At 60.7% G+C, this 24,935-nt stretch carries 27 protein-coding genes; 13 read left to right on the forward strand and 14 right to left on the reverse strand.

All coding sequences use genetic code 11. The features are described 5' to 3' along the window. Positions 1-3: 3 nt before the first annotated feature. The 7 genes from HMPREF2912_RS08940 to HMPREF2912_RS08970 form a co-directional block, all read right to left on the reverse strand. Positions 4-243, reverse strand: a complete 240-nt coding sequence (locus HMPREF2912_RS08940) for a hypothetical protein (protein WP_070520730.1) — start codon at positions 241-243, stop codon at positions 4-6. Beyond that, entirely contained in the window at positions 243-836 is a 594-nt protein-coding gene (locus HMPREF2912_RS08945) for a MogA/MoaB family molybdenum cofactor biosynthesis protein (protein ID WP_070520727.1), read from the reverse strand. Before HMPREF2912_RS08945 ends, HMPREF2912_RS08940 begins: the two co-directional genes overlap by 1 nt. A gap of 109 nt (positions 837-945) precedes the next feature. Further along, complete coding sequence (locus HMPREF2912_RS08950) at positions 946-2,424, reverse strand: S1C family serine protease (protein ID WP_070683866.1); 1,479 nt, start codon at positions 2,422-2,424, stop codon at positions 946-948. Positions 2,425-2,535: 111 nt separating this feature from the next. After that, the gene (locus HMPREF2912_RS08955) at positions 2,536-4,146 is read right to left on the reverse strand and encodes a HAMP domain-containing sensor histidine kinase (RefSeq protein ID WP_070597479.1); all 1,611 of its coding nucleotides are present in this window, start codon (positions 4,144-4,146) and stop codon (positions 2,536-2,538) included. Continuing rightward, on the reverse strand, positions 4,143-4,841 hold the full coding sequence (locus HMPREF2912_RS08960) for a response regulator transcription factor (protein ID WP_070563351.1): 699 nt from the start codon (positions 4,839-4,841) through the stop codon (positions 4,143-4,145). The genes HMPREF2912_RS08955 and HMPREF2912_RS08960 overlap by 4 nt, the downstream gene beginning before the upstream one ends. 239 nt (positions 4,842-5,080) lie before the next feature. Then, on the reverse strand, positions 5,081-5,254 hold the full coding sequence (rpmF, locus tag HMPREF2912_RS08965; protein ID WP_010187615.1) for a 50S ribosomal protein L32: 174 nt from the start codon (positions 5,252-5,254) through the stop codon (positions 5,081-5,083). Between the two features lie 15 nt (positions 5,255-5,269). Then, positions 5,270-5,539 carry a type B 50S ribosomal protein L31 gene (locus HMPREF2912_RS08970; protein WP_070520710.1) on the reverse strand — a complete coding sequence of 90 codons (270 nt, stop codon included), beginning with the start codon at positions 5,537-5,539 and terminating at the stop codon, positions 5,270-5,272. Between the two features lie 474 nt (positions 5,540-6,013). Between HMPREF2912_RS08970 and rpmB the strand changes: the two genes are divergently transcribed. The 6 genes from rpmB to HMPREF2912_RS09000 all read left to right on the forward strand — a co-directional run bounded on the left by rpmB (position 6,014) and on the right by HMPREF2912_RS09000 (position 8,836). After that, positions 6,014-6,250, forward strand: a complete 237-nt coding sequence (gene rpmB, locus HMPREF2912_RS08975) for a 50S ribosomal protein L28 (protein ID WP_005279911.1) — start codon at positions 6,014-6,016, stop codon at positions 6,248-6,250. 2 nt (positions 6,251-6,252) lie between these two features. Next, positions 6,253-6,417, forward strand: coding sequence for a 50S ribosomal protein L33 (gene rpmG, locus HMPREF2912_RS08980; RefSeq protein WP_010187624.1), 165 nt, complete (start codon positions 6,253-6,255; stop codon positions 6,415-6,417). A 3-nt stretch (positions 6,418-6,420) separates the two neighbouring features. After that, positions 6,421-6,726, forward strand: a complete 306-nt coding sequence (gene rpsN / locus HMPREF2912_RS08985; RefSeq protein ID WP_010187625.1) for a 30S ribosomal protein S14 — start codon at positions 6,421-6,423, stop codon at positions 6,724-6,726. Between the two features lie 15 nt (positions 6,727-6,741). Beyond that, on the forward strand, positions 6,742-6,996 hold the full coding sequence (gene rpsR, locus HMPREF2912_RS08990; RefSeq protein ID WP_010187626.1) for a 30S ribosomal protein S18: 255 nt from the start codon (positions 6,742-6,744) through the stop codon (positions 6,994-6,996). A 240-nt stretch (positions 6,997-7,236) separates the two neighbouring features. Then, entirely contained in the window at positions 7,237-8,031 is a 795-nt protein-coding gene (locus HMPREF2912_RS08995; protein WP_070683868.1) for a hypothetical protein, read from the forward strand. A gap of 88 nt (positions 8,032-8,119) precedes the next feature. Further along, a complete protein-coding gene (locus tag HMPREF2912_RS09000; protein ID WP_070597474.1) occupies positions 8,120-8,836 on the forward strand; it encodes a TetR/AcrR family transcriptional regulator in 717 nt (238 codons plus the stop codon). Here HMPREF2912_RS09000 and HMPREF2912_RS09005 read toward each other — a convergent pair. Next, positions 8,833-9,513, reverse strand: coding sequence for a DNA-binding response regulator (locus tag HMPREF2912_RS09005; RefSeq protein ID WP_118781208.1), 681 nt, complete (start codon positions 9,511-9,513; stop codon positions 8,833-8,835). The genes HMPREF2912_RS09000 and HMPREF2912_RS09005 overlap by 4 nt on opposite strands. 134 nt (positions 9,514-9,647) lie before the next feature. Further along, positions 9,648-10,988, reverse strand: a complete 1,341-nt coding sequence (locus HMPREF2912_RS09010) for a serine/threonine protein kinase (protein WP_070597472.1) — start codon at positions 10,986-10,988, stop codon at positions 9,648-9,650. Between the two features lie 144 nt (positions 10,989-11,132). Here HMPREF2912_RS09010 and HMPREF2912_RS09015 point away from each other — a divergent pair, with 144 nt between their 5' ends. Further along, on the forward strand, positions 11,133-11,798 hold the full coding sequence (locus HMPREF2912_RS09015; RefSeq protein ID WP_070520688.1) for a hypothetical protein: 666 nt from the start codon (positions 11,133-11,135) through the stop codon (positions 11,796-11,798). 17 nt (positions 11,799-11,815) lie between these two features. Here HMPREF2912_RS09015 and HMPREF2912_RS09020 read toward each other — a convergent pair whose 3' ends face one another. Beyond that, on the reverse strand, positions 11,816-12,775 hold the full coding sequence (locus HMPREF2912_RS09020) for a serine hydrolase (protein ID WP_230310895.1): 960 nt from the start codon (positions 12,773-12,775) through the stop codon (positions 11,816-11,818). Further along, a complete protein-coding gene (locus tag HMPREF2912_RS09025) occupies positions 12,775-13,689 on the reverse strand; it encodes a hypothetical protein (protein WP_070520686.1) in 915 nt (304 codons plus the stop codon). The genes HMPREF2912_RS09020 and HMPREF2912_RS09025 overlap by 1 nt, the downstream gene beginning before the upstream one ends. 277 nt (positions 13,690-13,966) lie before the next feature. Here HMPREF2912_RS09025 and HMPREF2912_RS12730 point away from each other — a divergent pair, with 277 nt between their 5' ends. Continuing rightward, the gene (locus HMPREF2912_RS12730) at positions 13,967-14,410 is read left to right on the forward strand and encodes a hypothetical protein (protein WP_232755556.1); all 444 of its coding nucleotides are present in this window, start codon (positions 13,967-13,969) and stop codon (positions 14,408-14,410) included. Between the two features lie 115 nt (positions 14,411-14,525). On the opposite strand, the gene purH is transcribed toward HMPREF2912_RS12730, so the two are convergent. From purH to HMPREF2912_RS09040, 3 genes are read right to left on the reverse strand one after another with little or no spacing between them, the layout of a single operon-like run. Next, on the reverse strand, positions 14,526-16,058 hold the full coding sequence (gene purH, locus HMPREF2912_RS09030; protein WP_070520683.1) for a bifunctional phosphoribosylaminoimidazolecarboxamide formyltransferase/IMP cyclohydrolase: 1,533 nt from the start codon (positions 16,056-16,058) through the stop codon (positions 14,526-14,528). Positions 16,059-16,097: 39 nt separating this feature from the next. Next, positions 16,098-16,703: a phosphoribosylglycinamide formyltransferase gene (purN, locus tag HMPREF2912_RS09035; protein WP_070520680.1), complete on the reverse strand. Its 606-nt coding sequence runs from the start codon at positions 16,701-16,703 to the stop codon at positions 16,098-16,100. 41 nt (positions 16,704-16,744) lie between these two features. Further along, positions 16,745-18,457 carry a cell division protein PerM gene (locus HMPREF2912_RS09040; RefSeq protein ID WP_246816509.1) on the reverse strand — a complete coding sequence of 571 codons (1,713 nt, stop codon included), beginning with the start codon at positions 18,455-18,457 and terminating at the stop codon, positions 16,745-16,747. A gap of 366 nt (positions 18,458-18,823) precedes the next feature. Between HMPREF2912_RS09040 and HMPREF2912_RS09045 the strand changes: the two genes are divergently transcribed. From HMPREF2912_RS09045 to HMPREF2912_RS09065, 5 genes are all read left to right on the forward strand, one after another. Then, complete coding sequence (locus tag HMPREF2912_RS09045; RefSeq protein WP_070683871.1) at positions 18,824-19,576, forward strand: M23 family metallopeptidase; 753 nt, start codon at positions 18,824-18,826, stop codon at positions 19,574-19,576. Between the two features lie 252 nt (positions 19,577-19,828). Beyond that, positions 19,829-20,380 carry a PadR family transcriptional regulator gene (locus HMPREF2912_RS09050; RefSeq protein ID WP_070520673.1) on the forward strand — a complete coding sequence of 184 codons (552 nt, stop codon included), beginning with the start codon at positions 19,829-19,831 and terminating at the stop codon, positions 20,378-20,380. Continuing rightward, positions 20,377-21,093 (forward strand): ABC transporter ATP-binding protein, encoded by a 717-nt coding sequence (locus HMPREF2912_RS09055; RefSeq protein ID WP_070520666.1) that lies wholly within the window; start codon positions 20,377-20,379, stop codon positions 21,091-21,093. Before HMPREF2912_RS09050 ends, HMPREF2912_RS09055 begins: the two co-directional genes overlap by 4 nt. A gap of 1 nt (position 21,094) precedes the next feature. Next, entirely contained in the window at positions 21,095-23,791 is a 2,697-nt protein-coding gene (locus HMPREF2912_RS09060) for an FtsX-like permease family protein (RefSeq protein ID WP_070597470.1), read from the forward strand. Positions 23,792-24,177: 386 nt separating this feature from the next. Next, positions 24,178-24,933: a M23 family metallopeptidase gene (locus HMPREF2912_RS09065; RefSeq protein ID WP_070520656.1), complete on the forward strand. Its 756-nt coding sequence runs from the start codon at positions 24,178-24,180 to the stop codon at positions 24,931-24,933. Positions 24,934-24,935 lie beyond the last annotated feature (2 nt).

A 24,935-nucleotide genomic window follows, 5' to 3' on the forward strand; every position in this document is an offset into this window, starting at 1 on the left:
GCGCTACTGCGTAGTACCAAAGTGCGGCGGCATATTCTCGCGGTAGAAAGCCTCACCGGTGACTTCGTCTTCGCTGTTGCCATCAAGGCTTACGATGCGCAGCTCATCGGCGCCAGCCCCAGCAGAGGTACCAGCCGCCTGCGATACTGGCCCGCCGGGCACGTCGAAGCTGCGGTCATAATTCTGGGCGGTCGACGGGCGCTGAGCACGACGACGGCGGGCACGTGGTGCGGAATCAGCCATTAGACGCTGGATTTCTGCAGCTGATCAACTAGATGATGCACCAAAGGCGTCAAGGTTGCCATGCCATCGCGCACCGCCGCGCGGGACGAAGCCACGTTGACGATGACCGTCGAACCGGACACTCCTGAAATACCGCGGGAGGTGCAGGCATCCACCGCGCCGCATGCCTGGCCGGAAGAGCGCAGCGCCTGCGCCACGCCCGGAACCATTTGATCCAGCACCGCGCGGGTTGCCTCAGGGGTCTTATCGCGGGGGCCAACGCCCGTGCCACCGATAGTCAATACGAGGTCAACTCCCCCGACCACACCGGTTTCAATCGCCTGTCGGATTTTGGATTTCTTGGAGCGAACAATCACTGCGCCGTCGAAGGTGAAATCGGCTTCGGCCAGCAATTCACCCGCCAAACGCGATGTGTCCTCCGTTGACTCATCTGGGTGGTCGGTAACGATCACGACGAGCGCGCGACGCGGCGCCTGAACGCTTTGTTCTTGCTCGCTCGCAATGAGGAAGGCGTCATCGGGCTCGGTAACATCATCAAGTTCGTGTGAGGCATCGCGCCCCAACAGCTCAGCTGCGTCGGTGTTGTCTGCCACGGAGGTTCTCCTTAAAGGTGGGACGGAATCTTCCGGAAGTAGTTGCTTAAAAAGGTGTCAGGGTGCGGTATTCACGCGGTGCTTGCGCACCGCCCGAGTATTTGTAAACTTACTCGCTCGCCAGCGTTACCTCTACCTTTCTCACGTCTTCGTTGTCGCGGCCCTTAACTTCCAGTGTCACGGTTGCCCCAAATTCCTGCGAGCGGGTTGCCGCAATCAGGGCATCGGAGCTTTCAATGAGCCGGTCGTTGACGCGAGTGACCACATCACCGGACTTCAGTCCTGCTTTATCAGCCGGGCTGCCAGATTCCACATCAACGATTTCCGCGCCAAGGGTATCGCTCTGCGCACGGACCTTAACGCCCAACGTGGGATGCTTGACCTTGCCGTTATTGATGAGCTCATCGGCCATCCGCTTAGCAAAATTTGAGGGGATGGCGAAGCCCAGGCCGATGGAGCCGCCTTCGGCATTCGAACCGCCAGATAGCGAGGCAATCATCGAGTTCATGCCAATGATGTTGCCCTCCATATCCACCAGGGGACCGCCGGAGTTACCGGGGTTGACGGCTGCGTCGGTCTGGATGGCGTCGATAAGCGAGGACTCCCCACCTTCCTGTGACGCACGCACCGGGCGGTTCTTGGCCGACACAATTCCGGACGTCACCGTGGCGTTGAGCCCCAGCGGGGAGCCAACGGCAACTACCTCCTGCCCCACTGCGGCCGCGTCCGAATCACCAAACTGGAGGAAAGGAAGATCGCTGACGTCGTCGATTTTGATGACCCCGACGTCTGTCGTCGCATCGGACGCGACAAACGTAGCGCTATGGCGCGAACCATCATTCATCGTCACTTCGAGCCTCCCTCCCTGATCCGCGCCAGCAACCACGTGGTGGTTGGTCAGCACATAACCATCTGGGGAGATAATTGAACCGGAGCCCTCGGCACCGCCAGAGCGGGTCATGGAGTAGATCGACACCACCGACGGCAGAACCTTCGATGCTACGTCCTCCACAGAGCCGGCGGCCGGCTCGTTACCGGTGCTATTGGCCACCGGCTGGCGCTCGAGAACCTCGTTGACCGTCGAGGTCGAGGATTTATCGTCACCGGCTTTGCCAACCACGGCACCGGTGACGCCGCCAACTGCAATGGCTTCAACAAGCATCATCGCCAACGCGGTGCCCATTCCTACTTTGCGCTTGTTCTTCGGTTCGCTCCCCTGCTCCACGACCTGCGCGCCTGCGCCTTGCTGACCAGCGAAGCGCTGTCCTGCATATGGTTGCGCTGTGCTTTGTCGCACCTGGCTTTGCTGACCGAAGCCATAGGTTGAGCCACCATACGGTGCTTGTCCTGCGCTTGGAGCCTGAGAGGGCTGAATACCAAACGACGATGGGCTTCCCGGCCCGCCCTGTGCGCCGTAGGGCGCTTGCTGCTGCCTTCCCTGTGCCCACGAGTCCGAGCGCGGCTGATTCCAGCCGTTTGATGAGCTTCCCGCAGAAGGCGCCCCGCCCTGCTGCTGTGCTTGTCCCCGTCCATCAGAGTTCTGCGGGGTATCCATGGGATTATCCATGTTCGAATTCCTCATATTCATGTCAGGTAGTGTGCACCATCGCGCTGGGGTGTATCTGTCTCTGCTCTGCCAGTGTGCTAGGAAAAGCTGTACATTTCCTGTACGCTCTGAACTGGTGCGATACTTGGAAGACTAGCTTTGGTTAAACCACCGCTCCGCAAAGATATGACCCCGGTCGTGCGGGTTCTCCGAGTGCTCCTCGGCTGGCTCCTGAGATGTCTCCTCTGCGTCTTGCGCATCGAAGGATTCTGGCTGAAACTCGTTCGGAATTTCTTCCAGTCCATCCACCATGGCATCCCCCTCGGTGGGATACCCCGGCAGGATAACCTCCATGCGTGTTCCACCGTCCGCGGAATCCTTAATGGTGATCTCTCCATTGTGCCGCTCAACGACGGATTTCACGATGGCCAAGCCTAGTCCGGAACCAGGCATTGCACGAGCTTCGGCCGAACGGTAGAAACGCTCAAACACCTTGTCGCGCTCCTCGGGCGCGATACCGGGGCCCGAGTCATCCACACGCAGGCGCACCTTGTCCTCTGCCACTTGCCGCATGGAAACGCGCACGGTACCCGTCGGCGGCGACCACTTCGCGGCGTTATCCATGAGATTGAGCGTGGCACGCCCCAAGGCAAATGGGTCACCATCCAACATCCACGGAATAAACCTCACGCGGAAGTCCACGTCAGGGCGCCGGCGCTTGGCACGGTTAAGGGAATTCTCCAGAACCTCGTGCAGCTCGACAGGTTCCGGTTCCTTCTCAGTGGCATCTTCGCGTGCCAAGTCCACGAGATCACCGATCAGGGTCGACAACTCCGACATCTGCGCCATCACGTCGTCTTCCAAGTCGCGACGATCTTCCTCACTGATGCCGAATCCGCCGCCGGATTTATTCAGCATCATGAGCAGCTCGATATTGGTACGCATGGAAGTTAGCGGCGTCTTCAACTCGTGGCCGGCATCTGCCACGAACTGCGATTGCTGCACGCGCGCATGCTGCAGGGCAGACAACATTCGGTTGAAGGACACCGTCAGCTGCGACATCTCGTCATTGCTCTCCACCGCAATCCGCCGCAAGTCATTAGTCTGCGTCACATAATCTACCGCGCGCTTGAGGCGTGCGATGGGTTCCATGCCGGTCTTGGACACCACCATTCCCGCAAAAACGGAAAGCAGCACGCCGAACGCCACGATGATGAGCAGAGCCGAGCCCACCGCGGAAACGATTTCCTCGGTCGGTCCTAGGTCCTTAGCCAGGACTACCGTGGTCCCGCCGTCCTCATGCTTAGCCAGCACGCGCTCCCCGCCCAAAGTACGGATGGAGCTTTCCATAGTGTCCCCGTCGGGCTTAAAATCGCCGCCCACGGGCAGTGCGTCACCAAATGCAAACGCCACCGACGGTGGGGAGATTGAGATTCGAGTCGAGGGGTTATAGAGCTTGAATGAGGAAATTTCCTGGTCGATGTTCTCCACGAAGGCCGGATCCTGCGCCTGCTGTATGAGCACGTCGGCTTGCTGAATAAGCTGCTTATCGACGCTCGCCGTCATCGACGCCGCGACAAGCCAATAGGTCACAAACGTCATCACTGCCACGGAGAAGGCGACAACAACGCCGGTAACCAAAGAAAGGCGCCACCGAAGCGGCGCCCGTGAAGCCCAGCCGCGTCGGCCTGAGCGGCCTAACCACGCAGTGGTATCCAGGTCTTCAGAAGGCACCGCATCAGGCGCGGGCCTCCGCAAAATCACGCGATAGCCTCCCTCATGACATAGCCAACACCGCGCACGGTGTGGATAAGACGCGGCTCACCATTCTCCTCGGTCTTTTTGCGGAGATAGCCAATATACACTTCAAGCGCATTTCCGGAGGTGGGGAAATCATAGCCCCACACTTCTTCCAAGATGGTGTTGCGGGAGAGAACCTTGCGGGGGTTCTCCATCAACAAGCGCAGGAGAGCAAACTCGGTACGGGTCAGGGAAATTGGACGGTCGCCGCGAGTAACTTCACGCGTATCTGCATCAAGCTTGAGGTCCTCGAAGCTTAGCTGCGTCTCAACCGGCTGCTTCGTCCCGATGGAGTCCGCGGCGGCACGCCGAACCAAAGAACGCACGCGAGCCAAAAGCTCCTCCAGAGCGAATGGCTTGGGCAGGTAATCGTCGGCGCCCGCATCGAGACCTGCAACGCGATCGGACACGCCATCACGAGCCGTCAGCACGAGAATGGGGCGGTCCCAGCCTTCGCTGCGCAGGGTGCGGCAGACTTCAAGGCCGTCCATGTTCGGCATCATCACATCGAGGATCAGTAGCTCGGGGTTATCACTGTGAACCATCTCGACAGCCTGAACGCCATCGGCGGCCAACACAACCTCGTAGCCATTAAACTTCAGGGAGCGCCGAAGCGATTCACGTACGGCCTGCTCGTCATCCACGACAAGAATCTTCATAATCTCAATTATGTCCTATCTAGGACGTTTTCACGAAGTAGGCCGCATTCTTTCGCCCCCTTATACCCCCTTAGGCCGCTAATTTCCCCAAAAAATTCAAGACCGCCTCGGCGGCCCACGCCTTAGCAATCAGGGAGCACTGCGAGCGCGCACTACATGCGCACGACAAAAGCCCCGAAGATTCACTCAAAGCGGTGAATCTTCGGGGCTACAGTCACAGACTGAAGACCTAAGAGGCCTTAGAACTGCTCGACGTCAACCAGGCCAAGCTTTGCAGCCTTGACCAGGCGGCGCGGGATGCGCACGGTCTGACCGTCGATGGTGACTTCCTGGAGGGCGACATTGTCAGCCTTCCACTGGGAACGGCGAGAGTGGGTGTTCGCGCGGGACTTCTTAAACTTAGGAGTTGCCATCTTTTCCTATCCTCCTTACGCGTTCTTCTTCTTGCGGCGAGCCATTGCACCGAAGCGCTGGTTGAACTTCTCAACGCGGCCAGCGGTATCCATAACGCGCTGCGCACCGGTCCAGAACGGGTGGGACTCAGCGGTCACGTCGACGACGATGAGCGGGTACTCGTTGCCGTCTTCCCACTCAACGGTGCGCTCGGAGGTAGCGGTGGACTTGGTCAGGAAGGAGTGGCCGGTACCGGCGTCCTTGAAGACCACCGGGTGGTAATCCGGGTGGATGTCTTTCTTCATATGTCGATTCCCTCAGGGTTGAACTACGGGTCGGTTCCTTCCGTGACGCGTGAGAGCGTGAAAGGATCGTGCCCGAGTTGGGTCTCTATACTTACAAACGTGCGGCTCGCGCCGACAACTTGAAACATCCTACAGGCCGCAGGCATCAAAATCGAAATCGCCGCAGTTCATACTCCTCAGAGCAACGCAACGGCAAGCACAAACAATCACCCCGCCAGCACCTTCGACGGAAATGGCGCTTGGATAATAGGTATCAAAGCCGGGTTGCACGACAGCGGTGATTAGGTTCTACAGGCCGCGGCATGTAAGATTTCCCCTTGCTGTTGTCAAAGTAATCGTTTTACGCCCCATCAACTGGTGTTCAACGGATTAAGCCTCCTGCTCAACCTCACTTTTTAGAGCGCCGCGCCTCACCGCGGATATAGGCACTCCGTTAGTCGCTTTCGATGTGGGCGGCTAGGAGAAAGAAGACCCATGTCGGCTATTTGCCAGGTAACGGGCCGCAAGCCGGAATTCGGCAAGCAGGTCTCGCACTCGCACCGCCGCACCTCGCGCCGTTGGAACCCCAACGTGCAGCGTCGTCGGTACTACCTGCCCTCTGAGGGCCGTACCATCACCCTGAATGTTTCCACCAAGGGCATGAAGATCATCGACCGTGACGGCATCGAGTCCGTCGTGGCCAAGATTCGCGCACGTGGGGAGAAGATCTAAAGATGGCACGTAATGACATCCGTCCAATCATCAAACTGAAGTCCACTGCGGGCACCGGCTACACCTACGTGACCCGTAAGAACAAGCGCAACAACCCGGATCGCATCACCTTGAAGAAGTTCGATCCGATCGTCCGCAAGCACGTCGAATTCCGCGAGGAGCGATAATTTATGGCTAAGAAGTCAAAGATCGCCAAGAACGAGCAGCGCAAGGAAATCGTCGCCCGCTACGCGGAGCGTCGCGCTGAGCTCAAGGCAATCATCAAGAACCCGAACACCCCGGACGAAGAGCGCCTCGAGGCGCAGTTCGAGCTGAACCGTCAGCCGCGCGACGCTGCTCGCGTCCGCGTCCGTAACCGCGACTCCGCCGATGGACGTCCGCGCGGTTACCTCCGCAAGTTCGGTCTGTCCCGTGTCCGTATGCGCGGCATGGCTCACCGTGGTGAGCTGCCGGGCGTTCGCAAGTCCAGCTGGTAAAGGGGTACCCATACAATGGCTGTCAAGCGTAATAATCACAAGAAGTTCCGTATGGAGCAGACCCGTCGCCCGAAGAAGAACCCGCTCAAGGCCGAGGGCATTGAGAAGGTTGACTACAAGGAGATCAAGACCCTGCGTCTGTTCATCTCCGATCGTGGCAAGATCCGCTCCCGTCGCGTCACCGGTCTGACCCCGCAGCAGCAGCGCCAGGTTGCTACTGCCGTCAAGAACGCTCGCGAAATGGCTCTCCTGCCGTTCACGTCCCGCTAAACACTAGCTGGTTTCAACAGCGCACTTTTGCCGCTGTACTCGTGACTCACTAGGACAGGACAAAAGAGCTTTTAAGCCGCCGCCTACCTCCCCGTTTAAGGGGCATGGTAGGCGGCGGCTTTCGTTTTCCGCTGTCCTCTTGGGGATCGTGCACCGCACCTGTCTTAGCCAGAGCTGGCACCCCCGAGTGCTACATTGAAGGGTTAGAACGCCCCTGATGGAAAGGGAACTTAAGCCTTTATGCCACTGCACGAATCACTCACAGACCTCAGCGAACTCGCTACCCACTGCCAGTCCCCCGCCCATGCACGCGGCTTGCTAGAAGAAGCGCAGGATTTGGTGCGCAACGCAACTGCCCACCGGGGAGACGGTGTGGAACTCGCTGCGTGGTTTTCTCGCGTGGTCACGGACATCATCCGTTCTCCAGGCCTCGCCAGCCCGGTTCGCCTCACCGGCGCCGCTGCCCGCGGCGACCTCCTCCCCTCACTACCCATCACGTGGTTAGGCACTGACGAACAGCTAGCGAAGGTCATCACCGAGGCCGGTTTGACCTGCGGCGCGGTACAGGATTGCGCATCAACCCGTGCCGATGCTGGCCGCCCACTGGGGTCTGGCGGCGAGGAGGAGCTCTACGCCGAGGCTGTGTCACAGCGCCCAGCACCGCTCAAGCTCGTGGATGGGCTTCCCGATCGTTTAGCCGATGTGTCAATTCGTTTTTCTTTGCTGGCGCCCATTTCTGCCATCGCGCGTTGGGCAGCACCAGCGCCCCGCCCCACCCAAGACCGTCTTGCCATCGGCGTGGAGCGTGAGCAGCTCACCACCGCGGAGGCGGAGGGCCTGAGTCTCGCTTGGGGCACGGGCATCGCGCTGGAGTTGGGGCGGTGGTACGAGGGCGTCGTCCAGCACAGTGTCGTGCTCGGGGATCTGCCTCCACTGGACCGCACCGCCTATGGATCGGCGTGCCGCACAGTCTCCGCTGCCTTTGAATCCATCATGATTCGGCACGGTAATGTGGTTGGCAGTAGTGAAAGCTGAGCTTTAGCAATCGCCGTTTGCGGCGGAGTGTACGATTACTGATTTGCCGTCAGTTATTGCTTGAACATTATCGAAGGGAGTCCGCCTCATGGCAGGTAGCGTTGGCAGGCCACGGAAGAATAGCCCACGCCGCCGGGGTAATACCGCGCGCGAAGAAATCCTGGATGCCTCATCCGAGCTTTTTACCACCCAGGGTTTTGCTACAACTTCCACGCACCAAATTGCTGATGCCGTCGGCATCCGTCAGGCTTCGCTGTACTATCACTTTCCTTCGAAGACGGATATCTTCCTCACTCTGCTGAATTCCACCATCGAACCCTCGCTGGAGCTGGCGGATGAGCTTGCGGCCTCCGATGCCGCGCCGGCGCAGCGCCTGTGGTCACTGGTAGCAGCCGAATCTCGCCTGCTTTTGACCTCGGCGTGGAACGTCGGCCGCCTTTATCAGCTGCCGGTGGCTAATTCCCCCGAATTCGGTGAATATCACGAGCAGCGCGACCGCCTCAAGGATCACTTCCGTACTGCCGCCGCAGGAATTGTGGGCGAGGACGATCCGCGCATCGAGCTCCCCTTCCACATCGCGCTCTCCGTCATTGAAATGCGCCCCAATGATGGCAACGCACCGTTTGATGCCTCGCAGCGCGTGCCGGAGCAGTCCGCCATGCTTGCCGACGCCGCCCTAGCAGTCCTCGGCGCCACCCCTCCCGACGACGCCGAGGCGACCACCCTGGAGCTGCTCAAGAACCGCAACGACTCTATTTCTTCCGCCGCCGCGGCCGCCGCGGACCGCAAGAGGTCGGCCCGCTAGCGGCCGTGTCGAATGGCGTAGTGCGCCAAGAAGGTCTTATAAGGCTTGTAGGCCTTTTCGCCGTCAGCGCGGAGGTTATCGACGAGGCGATCCATCTTGTGGTTCGTCTTCTTTTCGGTCCACCCCAGCGCCTCAGCAATGTCGCGCACCGAGGGGATATCGGCGTCGGTGGAGCCCGGCTTCTTGAGGTAGCTGGCTAGCTGGCGCAGCAGCTCTTCTTGCTCATCATTGGGCACGTGACGGGTGCGTGTGCGCTCTTCATCAACGTCCTGCTCGCGCTTGGTACGGCGCGAATAGTTGCTGTTTTCTACGTCGATATACAGCTCGTAGGGGCATTCTGGCGTCTCAAAGGTAACCCTCGATGGCCCTGGGGGTACCGCCGCGACCGAGCGGGGGCCGAGGTCAATGCGCGAAAATCCTTTGACCCCACGTAGCTCTATGCGCAGCGGGATGTGACTGCCCACGTTGCAGATCATCCACCCCTGGCCGCCATACCACAGCTGGAAGAGCTGGCGGTGCAGGCTGAGGTCCTCCTCACCCACCCGGAAGTCACCGGCGCGGCCGACGATGACTTCCTCACCCGGGGAAATAACCTTCACGCCGCCGATCAGGTCATCGATGCGCAGCCTGGGCCCCCGCGGTGCGTTCTGCGGCGGGCGTGGTTGTTGCTGGCTCATAGACACCTCCGTAGGGCTGGACAACTCGCGCTCTTCGCCGGGTATGTCGGCGAGGCGCCTTCAAACAGTGCCCTTCAGTGTAGCGGCTCTCACTATGTCTCGGCGTGCTAAGCCACAGCCCAATTCAGCTGGGGCTAGGCCACGATAGCCCACGTCACTATGAAAATAAGGATGATGACCACGACGGTGACCGTGATGATGAGGGCATTCGAATTATCCTTCGCGGCCGGCTTGCGGGTTGCCCGTTGAGGAGTAGACCGTCGTTGCACCGTAGACCCTGGCATCGCCGGGGTAACTGGTGTGGAGGGTGACACGGTTCCCGAAGACGCGATCGGATTAGAGGGAGCGACGAAGCCAGTTGGCCTTGCCCGATCCATGGACCCAAAGGAGGCGGAGGGCTCCGGCCAACGCTGGGGTGATTGCCCCTGTTGGCCAAACTGTCCCGTCCGCGCAGTGCTTCGTTCATTCCGCGGCTGCTCTGGTTGCGACGAAGGCTGCGGGGCTGGGGCGCCGCGCAGGGCTGGGGCGCTACGCGGGGCAGAGGAAGTAGGGCCGGAAGCGGGCTGGGAGGGGCGGGAACGGGAGACGTCGTCAAGCGCGGCGATGAAATCCTGGGCCCGCGCATAGCGCTGCATGGGCACGCTGTTGAGCGCCTTGTTCAGCACGGTCTGTAGCTCCGAGGCAACGCGAGCAGTGTCTTCTGCAAGGAATACGGCGAAGGCATCGCTGGACAGATCCGGGATACGGCGCTGTCCTTCCCACTCGCTGCGCGGCATCGTGTCCTTGAGGTGGTGAAGCGTGAGCATCTCGAAAGCGATAAGCGCCAGCGAGTAATCGTCCGCGCGCGCCGACATGTCATCATCACCATAAGCATGGCCGTTATTCTCTGGGGCCAAATACTTTTCGGTACCCACGATGTGACCGACCTTGGTCAGGCGCGACTGGCCTTCCTCGATACTGATCCCGAAGTCACTCAGCACAGCCGGCGGCAGGCTGCCCGGGTTTTTGCGCAGCAAGATATTGGCGGGCTTGATGTCCCGATGCACCCACCCGGGGTGCAGCTCGTGGTGCATATAGTCCAGCGCCGCGGCAATCGGTTTGAGGTAGTACGCCACCTCGGCGACCGTAAATCCCCTCCCCTTGTTGGCTCGTTCCCGGATCGCCTGCGCCAAGGTTCCACCGTCAATGAACGCCATGACCATCACGTCATCCCCGCGCGGCGTCGACTCCTTGGAATAGAACTGAACCACCCCCGGGTGGCTACCGATCCTGGTGAGAGCCTTCATTTCGTTGTGGAAACGGGCTCGAGAGGCCTCATCCCGAACATCATCCAGCAGCACTTTAACCGCGAGCTCACGGGACAGGTCCGGATCGGTTGCATGAAAAACCTGCCCCATGCCGCCCTCGCCCAGCAGGTACACGGTGGTATACCGCTTTTGCTGGGTAAGCCATTGCACGAAGTAGGAATTAGTCACCGCCCCATTGCACCATATGCATAGCAAGGCTTGAGGTTGCCATGTCCCATCGCCCCCAAATGGAGGGTGCTACCCCGCAGTTCCGTCTGGTTGTGCGGAGCCAGATATGCTACCTGTAGTTCTCTACTGTTTTCCAAGGACCCTATGAGCACCCCAGGATTTGGCACTAACCATTACGCGCATAAGCCCCCTACGCCGGCGTCGGGCCAGACTCAACGGCCCCAGTCAGAGCAACGCAACCTCGTTCCGATCATCTGCGCCATTGCGATCCTTATCGCACTGCTGATTGCCGGAATCGTGATTTGGAATGATGTCCGTTCCACCAGCCAGGCAAGCCCCGAAGCCGGCAGCGCAACGGAGCAGGAACCCACCCGCGTAGGCCGGGCTGCGCCGGAGGAGACGGCCGCAGAAGAAGGAACAGCTGACGACGAGGAAACTGCAAATGAGCAGGCGCCGAAGACTTCTCTCAATCCTGATGCTGCCGATGTCCCCGAAGGACTCACCGCGGCCGGATGGTCCGACTACCCAGAGGCACGCTGCCAGCAAGGCGAGAGCATGGTTTTCGCTGCCCATGGCTCGGATCCCGATTCGCACATTGTGGTCTGCGAAAAGCAGGACTCCCTTTTCTACCGCGGAGTCTGGTCCAGCGGTGCTGCCTTTGGTCCGGCGCGCGGTGAGGGAAGCTCCTTTAGCGCCACAATCCTCGATCCCACCAGCGGGGATGACACCGGCTCCGTGCTCAACATCCGGGGTACGGACTATGACATCGACGGGGAGGCCGGAAAATTCGAGGACTACTGGCCTCACTAGGAACCGCACTAGGGCTTTTAGACAGCTCCCTGCTGGCATCCCGCGTCCGGCCACTCCACCTGAGCGGTTTCTAATTGCCTGGCTAGTCGGGTGAGCATCTGCTGGGCTTCGCCGTAATCACCGGATGGTGCTGCGGCAAAAATTGCCACCGCCACCGTGTGTCCACCTAGCGTGATAAGCCCCATCTGACGGGCCTCATAGGAACCGTCCTCGGCAGGCCCCCAGCCGCCCTTCACCACCGCCCCGTCGAGGGTGCGAAGGCCATACTGCTGTGCCGGATCAACGTCACCCATGGCCGCGAGGATGGGATCTGCGCCTTCCTGGCATCCCAGCGCGGCGACGAATTTTGCTTGCTCGGACACCGGCCACTGAGTTTGGCCGAAGGCGCTAAACCCGGGGCGCGGTGGCGTGGCGGGAACGGTGGCGGTTCCGATGATTTCCTGGGTAGCCTGTGCCGCCTGCGCTCCCCCGCCGAGGGCTTCCCAGAGAGAATCTGCCGCAGCGTTATCGGAAAAAGTAATTGCTCGAGACACAGCGTCCGGATCCGCTACCCCGGCGCGTTCGGCGGCGATGGCCAGGGGGACTTTCGCCGTGGACCATGCGGGCCGCGGGTCGGTGATGCCGGCAGCCGCGACGGTCTGTGACCCAGCCACCGCGATTCCGGTTCCTGGGTTGTCGGCGGCGATGGCGTCGACGGCTTCCTGAAGGTCGGTGGCCTTAATCACGGATGGTTCCTTGTCGAGGATGGAATCAGGGGCAGGACTTGCGGACGAGCCGGATCCAGAATCAGGAAGGGAAGGCTGCGGGCTGCTTGCTGGAGCACTTGGTTCCGGCTGAGAGACGTCCCCAATGGTGCAGGCGCTGAGCGACGCCACCGCGATCCCCACCAGCGCTGCCAGTGCCGCCGGCCGGCGTCGCGGGTGTTCATGCGTGCGGCTTGGTCGTGTTCCGAATTTCATCGATACTCGCTTACACATTAGAGGATGTATACAACCGCATTATTGCCGCCAGTGCAGGTCACATACTCGCCGTTATCGGAACAATCCATGGTGTAGAACAGCTTGGTCTTCGGGCTAAAAGCCCTAATCGTGGCGTCAAACTCGTGGGTATCGACGTAGTGTTTGACGTATTCATCGCGCACGGAGTTGGCGAACGGCTCCGTCGTCACCTCAGTGCCGCGATAGACACTGTTGAAGTTGCCGCCGGGCTCGTTGTTACGCGCGGCGTCGTTCGCCGGGATAGCGCCCGCGGGCAGGTCAGGGTGCTCGGGGCGCTTCTGCGCCTTGGAGGTCGTCGTGGACTGCTCTGAGGTCTTCTCAGGTTCCTCCGCAGCTGAAGTGCTGTCTTGTGGACCCTCATTCTGCTCGGTGAGTTGGGCTGGCGCCTGGGGCGATTCAGCCTGGGATCCTGAGTCAGCGTGTTTAAAGAAAATGAGGTAGGCCAACGCGGCAATAACGAGGATTACTGCCAAGATCAGCACGCCGATGAGCACAAGCTTTCCGGAATTAGAGGAACCATGGTTTCCGGCATCGTCCTGTGCATAGGAATTCGCATAGGCAGCCGGCTGCTGATCGTACTGGCCAAATCCGTCCTGCGGCGCCGCCTGGGGCGGGAACTGTTGCGTGGGGAATTGCTGCTGCTGAGGATACTGGCCCTGGGATCCGGAGGGAGCAAAAGGATTTGAGTAGTTGTGCTCACCCGATTGCGAGTAGCCCGGATTATTTCCCATGTTTTGGGGGTATTGCTGGGGCTGTACTGGGCGCTGTTGTGTTGGCGGGGCTTCAAAATCCGCGGTTTCCGGGTGGGTTTCTTGATGAGAAGGCTGTGGCTGGCTGCCGTTTCCCTGCTGGGGATGCGCGCCGAATCCATGATTGCGATCTGAATCAGTCACCGAAGCCTCCGTAGATCGTGACGTTTGCAATTGCCAATAGGCGTTTTCTATCTGTCCTATCTTTGCACAGTCACAATTCTCTGCGCAGCGTTTACGTCTTTACTCGCGCTTTGCACAGTGTGTGCTCTGCTGTGCTGCCAGCGCTTCCTGCCCCACTGGGGAGTATTCCCACGAGCTTCCATTGAAGTCCCCACGGACGGTGCTTAAGGGTTTAGATTGTTAGAGGTATCTCGATGCTCTAACTTCCTGTGCACGGAAAGGTTGCTGATCTCCCGCCATGTCATTTCCTACTGGTCCTTCGGGCACCCCTCCACGCGACTCCGGTTCCTCCGGCTTCGGTTCACCTGCTCCCGGGTTTGGCCGCCCGGGCCATCCCGGCGGCACAAATGGTCCGAGCGGCGGATTCGGAAGCACTCCCCCGTTCGGTGGGCACCCCGCTAGCCCCGCCCCGCAGCCGTTCAGTGGTGGCGCGCCAACACCCCCAAATCCACCCCAGCCCAACTCTTATGCCGCTCCTACCCCGCCGAAAGGCACAGGGCGCTTCAGCGGCGCCATCGCGGCGCTGATTGCTTTGCTCCTCATCCTGGCTGTCGTCCTTGGCGTCGGCGCGTGGTTTATCTGGGGCCGCGAATCATCCAATACGGAGCAGACTGGTACAAGCTCCGAGCCAACCTCGACGGCCGCGCTTGCGACCACGCCTATGACCATCACGGGCGCTTAAGAAACTGAGATCATAACTGCCCTAGCCGCCAAATCTTGCGCTTCCGCGTCGAATTACGCGGCTAGATTCGTCAGCTAGGGCAGTTGAAGTTTGCTGGAACGCTTTGGTTCAGGCTCTAGTGGAAGAAGTGGCGGGTTCCGGTGAGGTACATGGTCACGCCAGCCTTCTTAGCGGCCTCGATGACTTCTTCATCGCGAATGGAACCACCCGGCTGAACCACGGCCTTGACACCGGCATCGAGGAGAACCTCGAGACCATCCGCAAACGGGAAGAAGGCGTCCGATGCAGCGAAGGAACCTTCGGTGCGGTTGGTGCCGTCGGCCAGCGTGTTGGCGCGCTCAACCGCGAGCTTGGCGGAGTCGACGCGATTGACCTGGCCCATGCCCACGCCCACGGTGGCATTATCCTTAGCCAACAGGATGGCGTTGGACTTCACCGCACGCACGGCGCGCCAAGCAAACTCGAGCTGCGCTAGATCGGATTCGTTCAGGGCCTCGCCCGCAGCCAGCGTCCAGTTGGCCGGGTTATCGCCCTCCGCCTGGTAGGTATCCGGCTCTTGGGTGAGCACACCGCCGGAAATGTACTTGCGCTCCACCTGCGGAGCCTCGTACTCAGCTTGCAGCACACGGAGGTTCTTCTTGGCCTTAAGAACCTCGATGGCGCCCTCCTCGTAGGACGGGGCCACGATGACCTCGGTGAAGATCTCCTTGACCTGCTCCGCCATCTCCACGGTGACCTCGCGGTTCACAGCGATGACGCCGCCGAATGCGGACATCGGGTCGCAGGCATGGGCCGCGCGGTGAGCAGCCGCGATGGACTCGTCAGACACCGCGATGCCACACGGGTTGGCATGCTTGATGATTGCCACGCACGGGCGCTCATGATCCCAGGCGGCGCGCCACGCGGCGTCAGCATCCTGGTAGTTGTTGTAGCTCATTTCCTTGCCGTTGAACTGCGTCGCATTGGCCAGTCCCTTGGCACCGATGCGGGTCACGGTCGCGGACTGGTGCGAGTTCTCGCCGTAGCGCAGCGGGGTGGTCTCCTCGCCCTCGCTGAGCTGATCGACGAACCACGCAGACACCGCGGCGTCGTAATCAGCGGTATGCAGGAAGGCATCGCGGGCTAGGCCGCGGCGCTGTTCCAGCGTGAAGCCACCGTTGACCACGGCGTCTGCGACCTCGCCATAGCGCGCAGGGTCTACAACCACAGCAACGGAGGGGTGGTTCTTGGCGGCCGCGCGCACCATGGACGGGCCGCCGATATCGATCTGCTCGACACAGCCATCAAAGTCGGCTCCGGAGGCCACCGTCTCACGGAAGGGATACAGGTTCACCACGACGAGTTGGAAGGGCTCTACCTCCAGCTCCTCAAGCTGCTTGAGGTGATCGTCCTTGCGGGTATCCGCCAGGATTCCCGCATGCACGCGGGGGTGCAGCGTCTTCACACGGCCCTCAAGGCACTCTGGAAAGCCGGTGAGCTTCTCGACGGGCGTGACGTCAATGCCCAAGTCTGCGATCTTTTTCGCGGTGGAACCGGTGGAAACAATCTCCACGCCAGCGTTATCGAGGGACCGGGCGAGGTCTTCTAGACCGGTCTTGTCATAAACGCTAATCAGCGCGCGCTTGATGTTCTTACGATCTTCGCTCATGGTACGGGGACTTAAGCCTTCCTTGCGGTAATGAATTAATTAGAGCTGAATGCTGAGTGCTTCGCCCTCCACGCGCGCCGCGCGGAGAACGCTAACGATAAGTTCTCTTTCGACCACTTTGATGCGCTCGTGCAAGCTGGCCTCATCATCCTCTGCCAGAATCCGGACGGGTTCCTGGGCAATGATGGAGCCGGTATCGACGCCGGCATCAACGAAATGGACGGTCGAGCCTGTGACCTTGGCACCATAAGCCAGCGCATCGCGTACGCCATGCGCGCCTTTGAAGGCAGGCAAAAGCGCTGGATGGGTATTAATGGTGCGACCTTCAAAGCGATCCAGGAAATCTTTGCCCAAGATCTTCATAAAGCCTGCAGAAACAACAACGTCTGGCTGCGCAGCATCCACTGCGGCAACCAGACGTTGGTTCCATTCGGCACGGTCAGCGCCCATCTCTACGACTTCGGTGGCAATTCCCGCCGCCCTCGCGCGCTCAATGCCCCGGCAAGGCACGTCCGCGATGACTTTCACGACGCTGTAATGCTCATCCTGGCCATCGACGATGGCCTGCAATAGCGAGCCAGTTCCGGAAACCAGAACAACAACGTTGAGGTGGGCAATAGCAGCGGGCTGATGCGGTGTAGTCACGCGCTACAGCCTAGCCGCTACCGCCGTGAACCGCGGAATTTTTACTCTTTTGTGGGGCCTTCAGCTTCTTGGTGTTCCTCTGCGTCTGTGTCGAGCTTCCCCGTGGCTTCAGCGGTCTCATCGGTTTCAGCCTCGGTTTCGGCACTTTCTACGTCCACGACTTCTGCGTCAACTACGTCGGTTTCAGTCTGGCTTTCGACCTGTTCCTCAGCTGGCGCCTCAGCTTGCTCCTTAGTCTGGCCCTCTTGCTCGTCCTCTATTTCGTCCTCAGCGTCGGCCTCGGCTTCGCTTTCTTCGTCGGGGTTGGATTCCTCCGCGTCAGTCTCTGCTTCTTCCGCTTCGGCAGCGGTGGCGTCGCCAAGCACTGCAGAATCCTGCTCCGGCTGAGCAGTGTCGGTGGAGTCTGTCGTCGTCTCCTCGGCAGCCGCGGGGGCTTCTGCCTCAGCAGCCGGGGCGGTAGCGCGGCGAGCACGCGATGCGGACACCGCCTGAGACGTCGCAAAGGCACACCCCACGACGAGGCACCACAGGGAGCTCAGCCCCACCGCTGTCCACAGCTCCGGCCCGGTGTAGCCGTACACGCCTAGCGCGCCGGACACGGCGTAGTACGCCACGAGAGAGGACACGGCAACAGTGATGGTTGCAACAAGCGCTACGTGGAAAGACACCAGCGCTCGGCGACGATAAAACGCCGCCACCGCAGCGAGTACTGGAACAACCAAGAGAACCGCGAACCACGAGCTGATGGAAGGAGGAACGGCTGCGGCCAACGGCAGCGGCGGAAGTGGAACTACGTGGCCGCTGAACAGACTCACGCTAGTACCTTCACCAATGTGCAGTTCCGAGCCGCTCAGCACCGCCCCCGCAGCAACTGCGGCATTCGGGAGGTACAGAATACTTAGCAGGAAAAGCCCCACGGTCCCCATCGCTGTGAGAACCGGATAGCTAGCGAGCATCTCAGCCTGGCGCGACCAGCCACACCCCCACATAATCACAACGAGAACCAGCCCTGCGGCGCCAAGGTAGCCAAGGTAGCTCAGGCCGATTTGGGCGGCGTCGACGAATACGCGGGGAACTCCGCTGCGCTTAGCCAAGGCCTTCCACAAGCGCGGGCCCATGCCTCCAATGAGAGCAGCGGCATGCAGAAGGAGCATGCGGGGCACAACGCGATACAACTCCGGCGGAGAGACGTCGTAAACCTTTCCGGCATCCCAGAGCATCAACCACGCAATAATGGTCAGAACCACCGGCACTGCCAGCACGCAGCAGCTCAGGACAAGCAAGTCATTAATCCTCACCTTGTCCTTGACCGCCGCTCGAACGCGGCGGCCTACCAGCCAGGCCAAGAAGGCGGCAGGAAGAACAGGTAGGACACCGATATCAATCCCGCCAGCGCGGATTGGAGCCAGGTTAAACACCATCCACGCCTCCCCCACGATGGTGTTCAGCCACGCGAAGGGGGAGCTAGTGAGGAGGAGCGCGGCGATAGCGACCACGAGTATGCCCAGAACCACGACGAGGTGCGGGATGCCGACGACGATAAGCATGCGGCGAATTCGCCCGCGCAACGTCGTCGGGGCCTGCGCGCGACGAGCGCGAGCCTTATCCGATTCAATTCCCTTGATGCGCTCAGCAGGAGCCCGGCGGTCTCGCCGGTAGCCTCGCTCAGAGCGCTCAGCGCCATCGCCGCGTCCACGCACATGCGCGCGGGGGCGAGCTGACGTCCTGGACTGGGGGCTCGTGTTCTTATTCATCGGCGTCCACTTTGCCACGAGCACCTCCCCCACCGGGGGTGGCGCGTCGATATCCGATCCGATTGATCCGATACTCCCCCGAATCAACAACTCTGCGGGACTCCTTTACTTGCGTCCTCTGCGCTGACTGCCCGGTTCCCTGACCATAGCTTCACTTCATTCACAGGAAACAGCTGTCGTATCATGACATAGAAATCTTTCGGCATATTCAGAAGAAAAACTGCAATCCGGGTTGCTCTGCATCCGTCGAGACGCTACTGTTACATCTCGTTGGTAACAGGAAGGTCACAATCGGATAACCAACCAGATTTAGACGTAACGATTATTTTGGTTGGACGATAGTGAATTAAGACGGAAGAAGAGTTCATGCGAAGCAAGACTCAGCGAAGCGCAGGTCGCCACCGCAAAATCACCACCTCGCAGACCACAAAGGGACGCCTGGCGGTTATGACCATCGCAGCTGGTGCCGTATCTACCGCAGGCGTTGGCGGTGCCGCAGCTGGCACCATTCAATCCGCCGGCACCGGCGAGACCAAGGCGCAGTCCATCGATTACACCTTGCAGGCAGACACCGATCCGCTCAAGGACGCACAGGCCGCCGTCGAGGACGCAGCACCGCAGATCCTCTCCATCGCGGAAACCAAGCCGGTCGCTGACCTGTCCACGCAGCTGGATAAGGCCATTCAGGCCGCTGATGCCCGCGCCGCCGCCGATGAGGCAAACCGCGCGCCTTCCGTAGCCCGCCCGGCAGAAGGTACCTTCACCTCGGGCTTCGGCCCCCGCTGGGGCTCCTTCCACTCCGGCATCGACATCGCTAATGCCGTGGGCACCCCGATCCTTTCCGTTATGGATGGAACCGTCATCGATTCCGGCCCGGCTTCCGGCTACGGCCAGTGGATCCGCATCAAGCACGATGACGGCTCCATGAGCGTTTACGGCCACATGCAGACCCTTGACGTCGCTGTTGGCGAGCGCGTCCACGCTGGCCAGAAGATCGCCGGCATGGGTTCTCTCGGCTTCTCTACTGGCTCCCACCTGCACTTCGAAATTCACCCCACCGGTGAAGGTGCCGTGGACCCGGTTCCGTGGCTCGCAGAGCGCGGCATCGACGTCGCTTAAAACTCACGCGACCAAACCTTCCAACACCACGTAGGCGGCATAGAGCGAATCTGCTCTATGCCGTCTTTTGCGTATTTCACCCCACTCACCGATGGTCAGGCGCGTAGGGTCGCGCGCCACCTCGCGGGACACCGGGCGGGGGTAAACACCACTCTCCGTTCCGGAACCTCTTGCCAAGCCGATAGTTACCCGGTAACTTACCGGGTATGCACCTAACTAATCCTCCCCTTGTCCTCCGCGCAGGAGGTGACCATGTCCGTCAAACACTCCGTTCTTGCGCTGCTCAGTGATCAACCTTCCACAGCCAGCCACATCAAGACCCGCTTTGCGGAGACCTTCGACAACCTCTGGCCGCTCAACATGGGCCAAGTAGCCCAAACCCTAAGCCGCTTAGAGCGCGATGGGCTCATCGCCACCGACGGCGAGCTCACCGGCCCCACCGGGCGCCGCGCCACCAGCTACGCCATCACCCCTGACGGGCGCGCAGAGCTCTCGCAATGGTGGAAGTCCACCTTGCACAGTGACGCCATCGAACGCGATGAGCTCGTGCTCAAAGTGTCCCTTGCCGCTCGGCGCTCCGACGTCGACGTTATCGCCGTCCTTGACGCCCAGCGTTTCGCCACCGTTCGCCAGCTCCGCGAACTCAACCGCCGAGCCTCGGAATTGCCTGCGGAGCGCAGCGCCCAGCGCTTGGCCGTGGAGCGCCAAATCTTCGACTTGGAATCTCTCTCACGTTGGCTCGACCGCGTGGAATCTCTGACCAACCCGACCACCCCCACCGCCGCCGAGGAGGAACCGCGATGACCCCCGACTCCGTGCCCACCACCCAGCACATTCCTTTCCCGCTCGAACTCGAAAACATCACCTGTATCTTCGGCAGCGGCGCTCGCCAGGTCACCGCGCTGGATTCCGTCAACCTGCAGCTACAACCGGGCGAGTTGGTAGCCGTCATGGGCCCCTCCGGCTCCGGCAAATCCACCCTGCTCAACGTCGCAGGACTGTTGCAACCGCCGACATCGGGACGCGTGCTTCTCGACGGCGCCGATGCCTCCCAGCTCTCCAAAGCCAAGGCCGCAATTGCCCGACGCCGCCACTTGGGCCTCGTGTTTCAGCACTTCAACCTGGTTTCTTCCCTGACCGTTGGTGAAAACGTTTCCCTTCCCCTTGAACTCGATGGCCTATCGCCTGCGCAGTGCCGTGAGGCAGCAGAGGAAGCGCTGAGCGAGGTCGGCCTCGACGGCACCATTGACCGCTTCCCCGAGGAAATCTCCGGTGGTCAGGCCCAGCGCGTGGCGATTGCCCGCGCGCTCATTGGACCGCGCAAAGTTCTGCTCGCGGATGAGCCCACCGGTGCCTTGGATACCTCGACGGGCGAGGAGATCATGAAGGTTCTACGCGCGCGTATCGACGCCGGTGCTTCCGGCATTCTGGTCACCCACGAGCCGCGTTTCGCGGGCTGGGCCGACCGCGTCGTTATGGTTCGCGACGGGCGCCTCACCGGCGAGGAGGTGCGCTAATATGTCCGGCATTAATGCCGCTACCCGCCCGACGAGGCGTGATCTCAAGCTTCATCCATGGCGCACTCTGGCCGCCGTGATGCTCATTGCCTTGCCGGTGGCCCTAGTCATCGGAATTGCGCTCTTTGATAATTCCTCCGGACGGCTCTCCGCAGCCTTGAGCTCGCCCGATCGGTCCCTTCAGGTGAGCAACGAGCGTCAGGACATTGCCAACGAAGACGTTCCCCGCCTGGCCGCCCAGGTGCTGCCAAAAGGCCTCAGCGTCAGCCCGGTCACCACTTTTTCTAGCACGTCACTTATCCATAATGGGAAGTCAACCAACTCCTGGGTAGATCAGTTCGACACAGAGAATCCGCCGGAACCGGCACAGGAGGCCGTCGATAAATTCAACCTTGGCCCCAACCAGGCAGTTCTGTCGCGTTCGACCGCACGCAAGATCGACGCCTCCGTCGGAGACGTCATCACCGTGCGCACCAACGCCCTCAGCGGCGATCGCCAAGCCACAGTCGCGGCCATTGCTCCCGAAAACTATGACTTTGTCACCTCCCCCACCCTCAATGACGCTCTCAGCGACCCGTCCTTTCAGATACGCACCTCCTGGGTCATCGTGGGTGACACGCCGCTGACCAAAGAGGACGCCGACCGCGCCCATGAAGCTGGGCTGGAAATCTGGGCACCGGAGCTGCGAGATACGGACCGACCCGATTCTGAGTCGGATTCCTTTGGTGGAATCCTGAGCAGCATTCTTTTCGTGCTTTTCTTCTTCGGCCTCTACGCCATCGCCGGATTGCTCATCCTTTTCCTTCTCGCGCCCGTCTTCACGCTGGCTACCGGACGCAATACGCGCCTGTACGCGCTGATGTCGAGCCAGGGTGCATTACCACGCCACATCATGTTCGCAGTGATGGCCTATGGCCTGCTGATGGGACTAATCGGCGCCACCATCGGTGGGATCGTTGGCCTCACGGTCTCGTGGGTGTGGTGGACAGCCCGCTATCCGGACTTTGCTGCACGCCTGCCCTTCCTAGCGATTGCTCTCGCGTGGCTCGTGGCGGTGGCAGGCTGTGTCATTGTCTCCATCGTTCCCGCATGGTTGGCACAACGTGGTGCCCTCTCCGCTGCAATCCAGGGAGCCTCTCCCGACCGCCTGCTGCGCTTTAGGAAGTGGATGGCCATCGGCCCTGCATTCCTTCTTCTGCTCGTACTATTCAGCTTCACTCCCTGGGGAGAGTACATCCCCACGGTGCTGGCTCTCTTCGGAGTCATCGCGGTTGCCGCGTCTGCCCCGGCCTTGGTCTTCCTGTGCTCCCTGTTGTCTCGCCGAGGCCCACTCGCATTGCGCCTTGCCGGGCGCGGCCTTACCCGGCGCAGCATGCATGCCTTGCCGACGTCCATCGCTCTCGTATCGGTCTCCTTCACAGCCTCCCTGTTTGGTGTAGGCGTCATGACCGATAGCGCAAAGAGCGTAGCCGAAGAAGCGCTTGTTATGCCGGAGACCACAGCGCTGATTGAGGAGACGACGTTTGACCAACCTACGCAGGCTTCTACGCCGGAAGAACGCGCAGCGGTAAAGGCCATCCAGCAGGCTACCGGTGCTCGCACACACTCCTTCTATGCTTTCCCCTCGTGGACCACGTCTTTTAGCCTTCCTGACGATGGTGAATTCTATGAGCTCAGCACCGAATTTGACTACCAGTGCTCACAGGTCGATCTCAGCAAACCGGTTGAGAGGGCAGTCTTCGTGGACAACCAAGGGCGGCGCACCGATGAGTCCGAGGAGGCCCGCCAAGAGTGCGCGCACGAGTTGATGACGACCTTCCCTTATAGCCCGTTGATCTATCAAAGCAGGATGATCCAAGCTGATTCCTCGCAGCTCGAGCTGTGGCAGTTCGACTCGGAAGAGGATCGACGTGCGGCGGCACAAACATTGGAGGCCGGCGGCATCGTGCTCCCCCACAGCAGCCACGTCGGGGACAAGACACACGGCACGGTAACCGTAAAGACGTATAACCGCGTCGACAGTCAAGAGCCAAGCGGAGCCCACAACGCCGATCTGCCAGTTGTTGAGGCCTTGCCTACCGTGGATCGTGACGTGGTCCTGATTAGCCAGCAGGCCGCTCAAAAGCTGAACATGAAGCCCTTCTACGTAGGCCAGGCCCTGGCGTTGGATGAGGCGCCGAGCGAAGCAGAGCGAGAGGAGCTGCGAGACCTAACAGCGAGCGCTTCGCAGTCGCGATACTCACTGGAGTTCGGTGTCTCCTCCCCCGAGAGCTTCCGCTACTACCTCGGCCTAGGAATGGGAATCATCTGCCTCATCGTGCTCGCGCTCATCATCGCCAATGCGGCTAACACCATGCGCCATGAAAGCACCGTGCTGCAGTCGATTGGCGCGCACCCCTCGCTGATGTCCAAGGTAGCCGCGTGGCAAACCTGGATAGTGGCCACCGCAAGCATGCTCTTCGGAGTGATCGCGGGACACCTTGGCACGTTCCTCTTCACTGATAGGTCCGCCTTCACCTTCTCTGAACCCCCACATGGCCTGCGCCCGCAGGACTACTTCACCCCGGATTGGTGGCAGTTCCTCGCCGTGCTTGTTGTGCCGCTCATAGCCGCCGCTATAGCGGCCGCGGTCAATCGCAGCGATAAGACAGCCCCGCTCACCGCACGGGATCGCAGCGAGTCGCGTTCGTTGACCTAGCCTTCGTGGCCCACCGTTCCCCGACCGAGCCTTCGGCCGGGGAACAACTCTTTTCACACCCCCAACCCCTACCCCCATTCTTTAAACCTTCACTTTACCCCTGTAACAATTTTCACTTCTTTCACACACGTAACACGCTGGGCTGTTCGATAGTTTTTCGAACAATTCCTGTATTTACCTGCATTTTTGCGCATTGCGCAGGGTGATAGCACGGGATAGTTTGTATCTCGTTGCCACGGAAGCTCAGCACACGGCCGAAACCGCACCGGCGTGTCGCAGACTTCGAGGCACAACGCGGCTGATATGGCCGCATCCTATCGCTCACAGGCTTTCCGCCGGCTACGACGGCGGAAGCGAGCCACCGCAGGACTTAAGGACGTGAAGTAATGAAGCGCACGCTCAGCGCACTCGCCGCCATGGCGGTCACCACCGCCACCGTGACGGCCCCAGCGTTCGCTGCCGAACCGGCAGCAAGCGTGGATGTCTCCGACGGGTCCAGCCAGGGCCCGACTGCCGACGACGTCGAAGTCAAGGAAGACTCCAAGGCCGACCTCTTCAAAGCATTCTCCGGGCTGCTCGTTTCGACGGCCGGGGCCCTCAACGGGGCATCCACTCCAGAGATCAACTCCACGCAGGACGGCCTCGATATCGTCCTCGACCCCTCCAGCATTCCCGGACTCGCTGAAGCCTTCGCGCCGCAAGGCGATCACTCCGGCCTCACCCCTACCCGCAGCCAGGACGCAAACGGTAACACCGTGGTCTTTCCGACCTCCGGAACCTTCACCTCCGGCTTCGGACCGCGTTGGGGTTCCTTCCACAATGGCATCGACGTGGCGAACCCAATCGGTACGCCCATCTACGCCGTCATGGATGGAGAGGTCATCTCCTCCGGCGCAGCCCAGGGCTTCGGCAACTGGATCCGCATCCAGCACGACGACGGCACCATCACCGTCTACGGCCACATGCCCAGCGACCAGCTGCTGGTCGACGTCGGCGACCGCGTCGAGGCCGGCGACCAAATCTCCGTCATCGGCAACGAGGGCCACTCCACCGGCCCGCACCTGCACTTCGAGGTTCACCCGGGCGGCGGCGCAGCCGTTGACCCGGTGGAGTGGTTCAGCGAGCGCGGCATCCACATCTAAAG

The sequence above is a fragment of the Corynebacterium sp. HMSC056E09 genome (genome assembly GCF_001813425.1).
GTDB classification, from domain to species: Bacteria; Actinomycetota; Actinomycetes; order Mycobacteriales; family Mycobacteriaceae; genus Corynebacterium; species Corynebacterium hesseae.

Coding starts and splice junctions, on each gene's coding strand:
- HMPREF2912_RS09005 (WP_118781208.1), bottom strand. CDS start 9,513: ATGAGCCAGCAACAACCACGCCCGCCGCAGAACGCACCGCGGGGGCCC.
- rpsN (WP_010187625.1), top strand. CDS start 6,421: ATGGCTAAGAAGTCAAAGATCGCCAAGAACGAGCAGCGCAAGGAAATC.
- HMPREF2912_RS08940 (WP_070520730.1), bottom strand. CDS start 243: ATGGCTGATTCCGCACCACGTGCCCGCCGTCGTCGTGCTCAGCGCCCG.
- HMPREF2912_RS09060 (WP_070597470.1), top strand. CDS start 21,095: ATGTCCGGCATTAATGCCGCTACCCGCCCGACGAGGCGTGATCTCAAG.
- rpmG (WP_010187624.1), top strand. CDS start 6,253: ATGGCACGTAATGACATCCGTCCAATCATCAAACTGAAGTCCACTGCG.
- HMPREF2912_RS08950 (WP_070683866.1), bottom strand. CDS start 2,424: ATGAATATGAGGAATTCGAACATGGATAATCCCATGGATACCCCGCAG.
- HMPREF2912_RS09000 (WP_070597474.1), top strand. CDS start 8,120: ATGGCAGGTAGCGTTGGCAGGCCACGGAAGAATAGCCCACGCCGCCGG.
- rpmF (WP_010187615.1), bottom strand. CDS start 5,254: ATGGCAACTCCTAAGTTTAAGAAGTCCCGCGCGAACACCCACTCTCGC.
- HMPREF2912_RS09050 (WP_070520673.1), top strand. CDS start 19,829: ATGTCCGTCAAACACTCCGTTCTTGCGCTGCTCAGTGATCAACCTTCC.
- HMPREF2912_RS09015 (WP_070520688.1), top strand. CDS start 11,133: ATGAGCACCCCAGGATTTGGCACTAACCATTACGCGCATAAGCCCCCT.
- HMPREF2912_RS08995 (WP_070683868.1), top strand. CDS start 7,237: ATGCCACTGCACGAATCACTCACAGACCTCAGCGAACTCGCTACCCAC.
- rpmB (WP_005279911.1), top strand. CDS start 6,014: ATGTCGGCTATTTGCCAGGTAACGGGCCGCAAGCCGGAATTCGGCAAG.
- HMPREF2912_RS09040 (WP_246816509.1), bottom strand. CDS start 18,457: ATGAATAAGAACACGAGCCCCCAGTCCAGGACGTCAGCTCGCCCCCGC.
- HMPREF2912_RS08960 (WP_070563351.1), bottom strand. CDS start 4,841: ATGAAGATTCTTGTCGTGGATGACGAGCAGGCCGTACGTGAATCGCTT.
- rpsR (WP_010187626.1), top strand. CDS start 6,742: ATGGCTGTCAAGCGTAATAATCACAAGAAGTTCCGTATGGAGCAGACC.
- HMPREF2912_RS09065 (WP_070520656.1), top strand. CDS start 24,178: ATGAAGCGCACGCTCAGCGCACTCGCCGCCATGGCGGTCACCACCGCC.
- HMPREF2912_RS09020 (WP_230310895.1), bottom strand. CDS start 12,775: ATGTGTAAGCGAGTATCGATGAAATTCGGAACACGACCAAGCCGCACG.
- HMPREF2912_RS09055 (WP_070520666.1), top strand. CDS start 20,377: ATGACCCCCGACTCCGTGCCCACCACCCAGCACATTCCTTTCCCGCTC.
- HMPREF2912_RS12730 (WP_232755556.1), top strand. CDS start 13,967: ATGTCATTTCCTACTGGTCCTTCGGGCACCCCTCCACGCGACTCCGGT.
- HMPREF2912_RS09045 (WP_070683871.1), top strand. CDS start 18,824: ATGCGAAGCAAGACTCAGCGAAGCGCAGGTCGCCACCGCAAAATCACC.
- HMPREF2912_RS08970 (WP_070520710.1), bottom strand. CDS start 5,539: ATGAAGAAAGACATCCACCCGGATTACCACCCGGTGGTCTTCAAGGAC.
- purH (WP_070520683.1), bottom strand. CDS start 16,058: ATGAGCGAAGATCGTAAGAACATCAAGCGCGCGCTGATTAGCGTTTAT.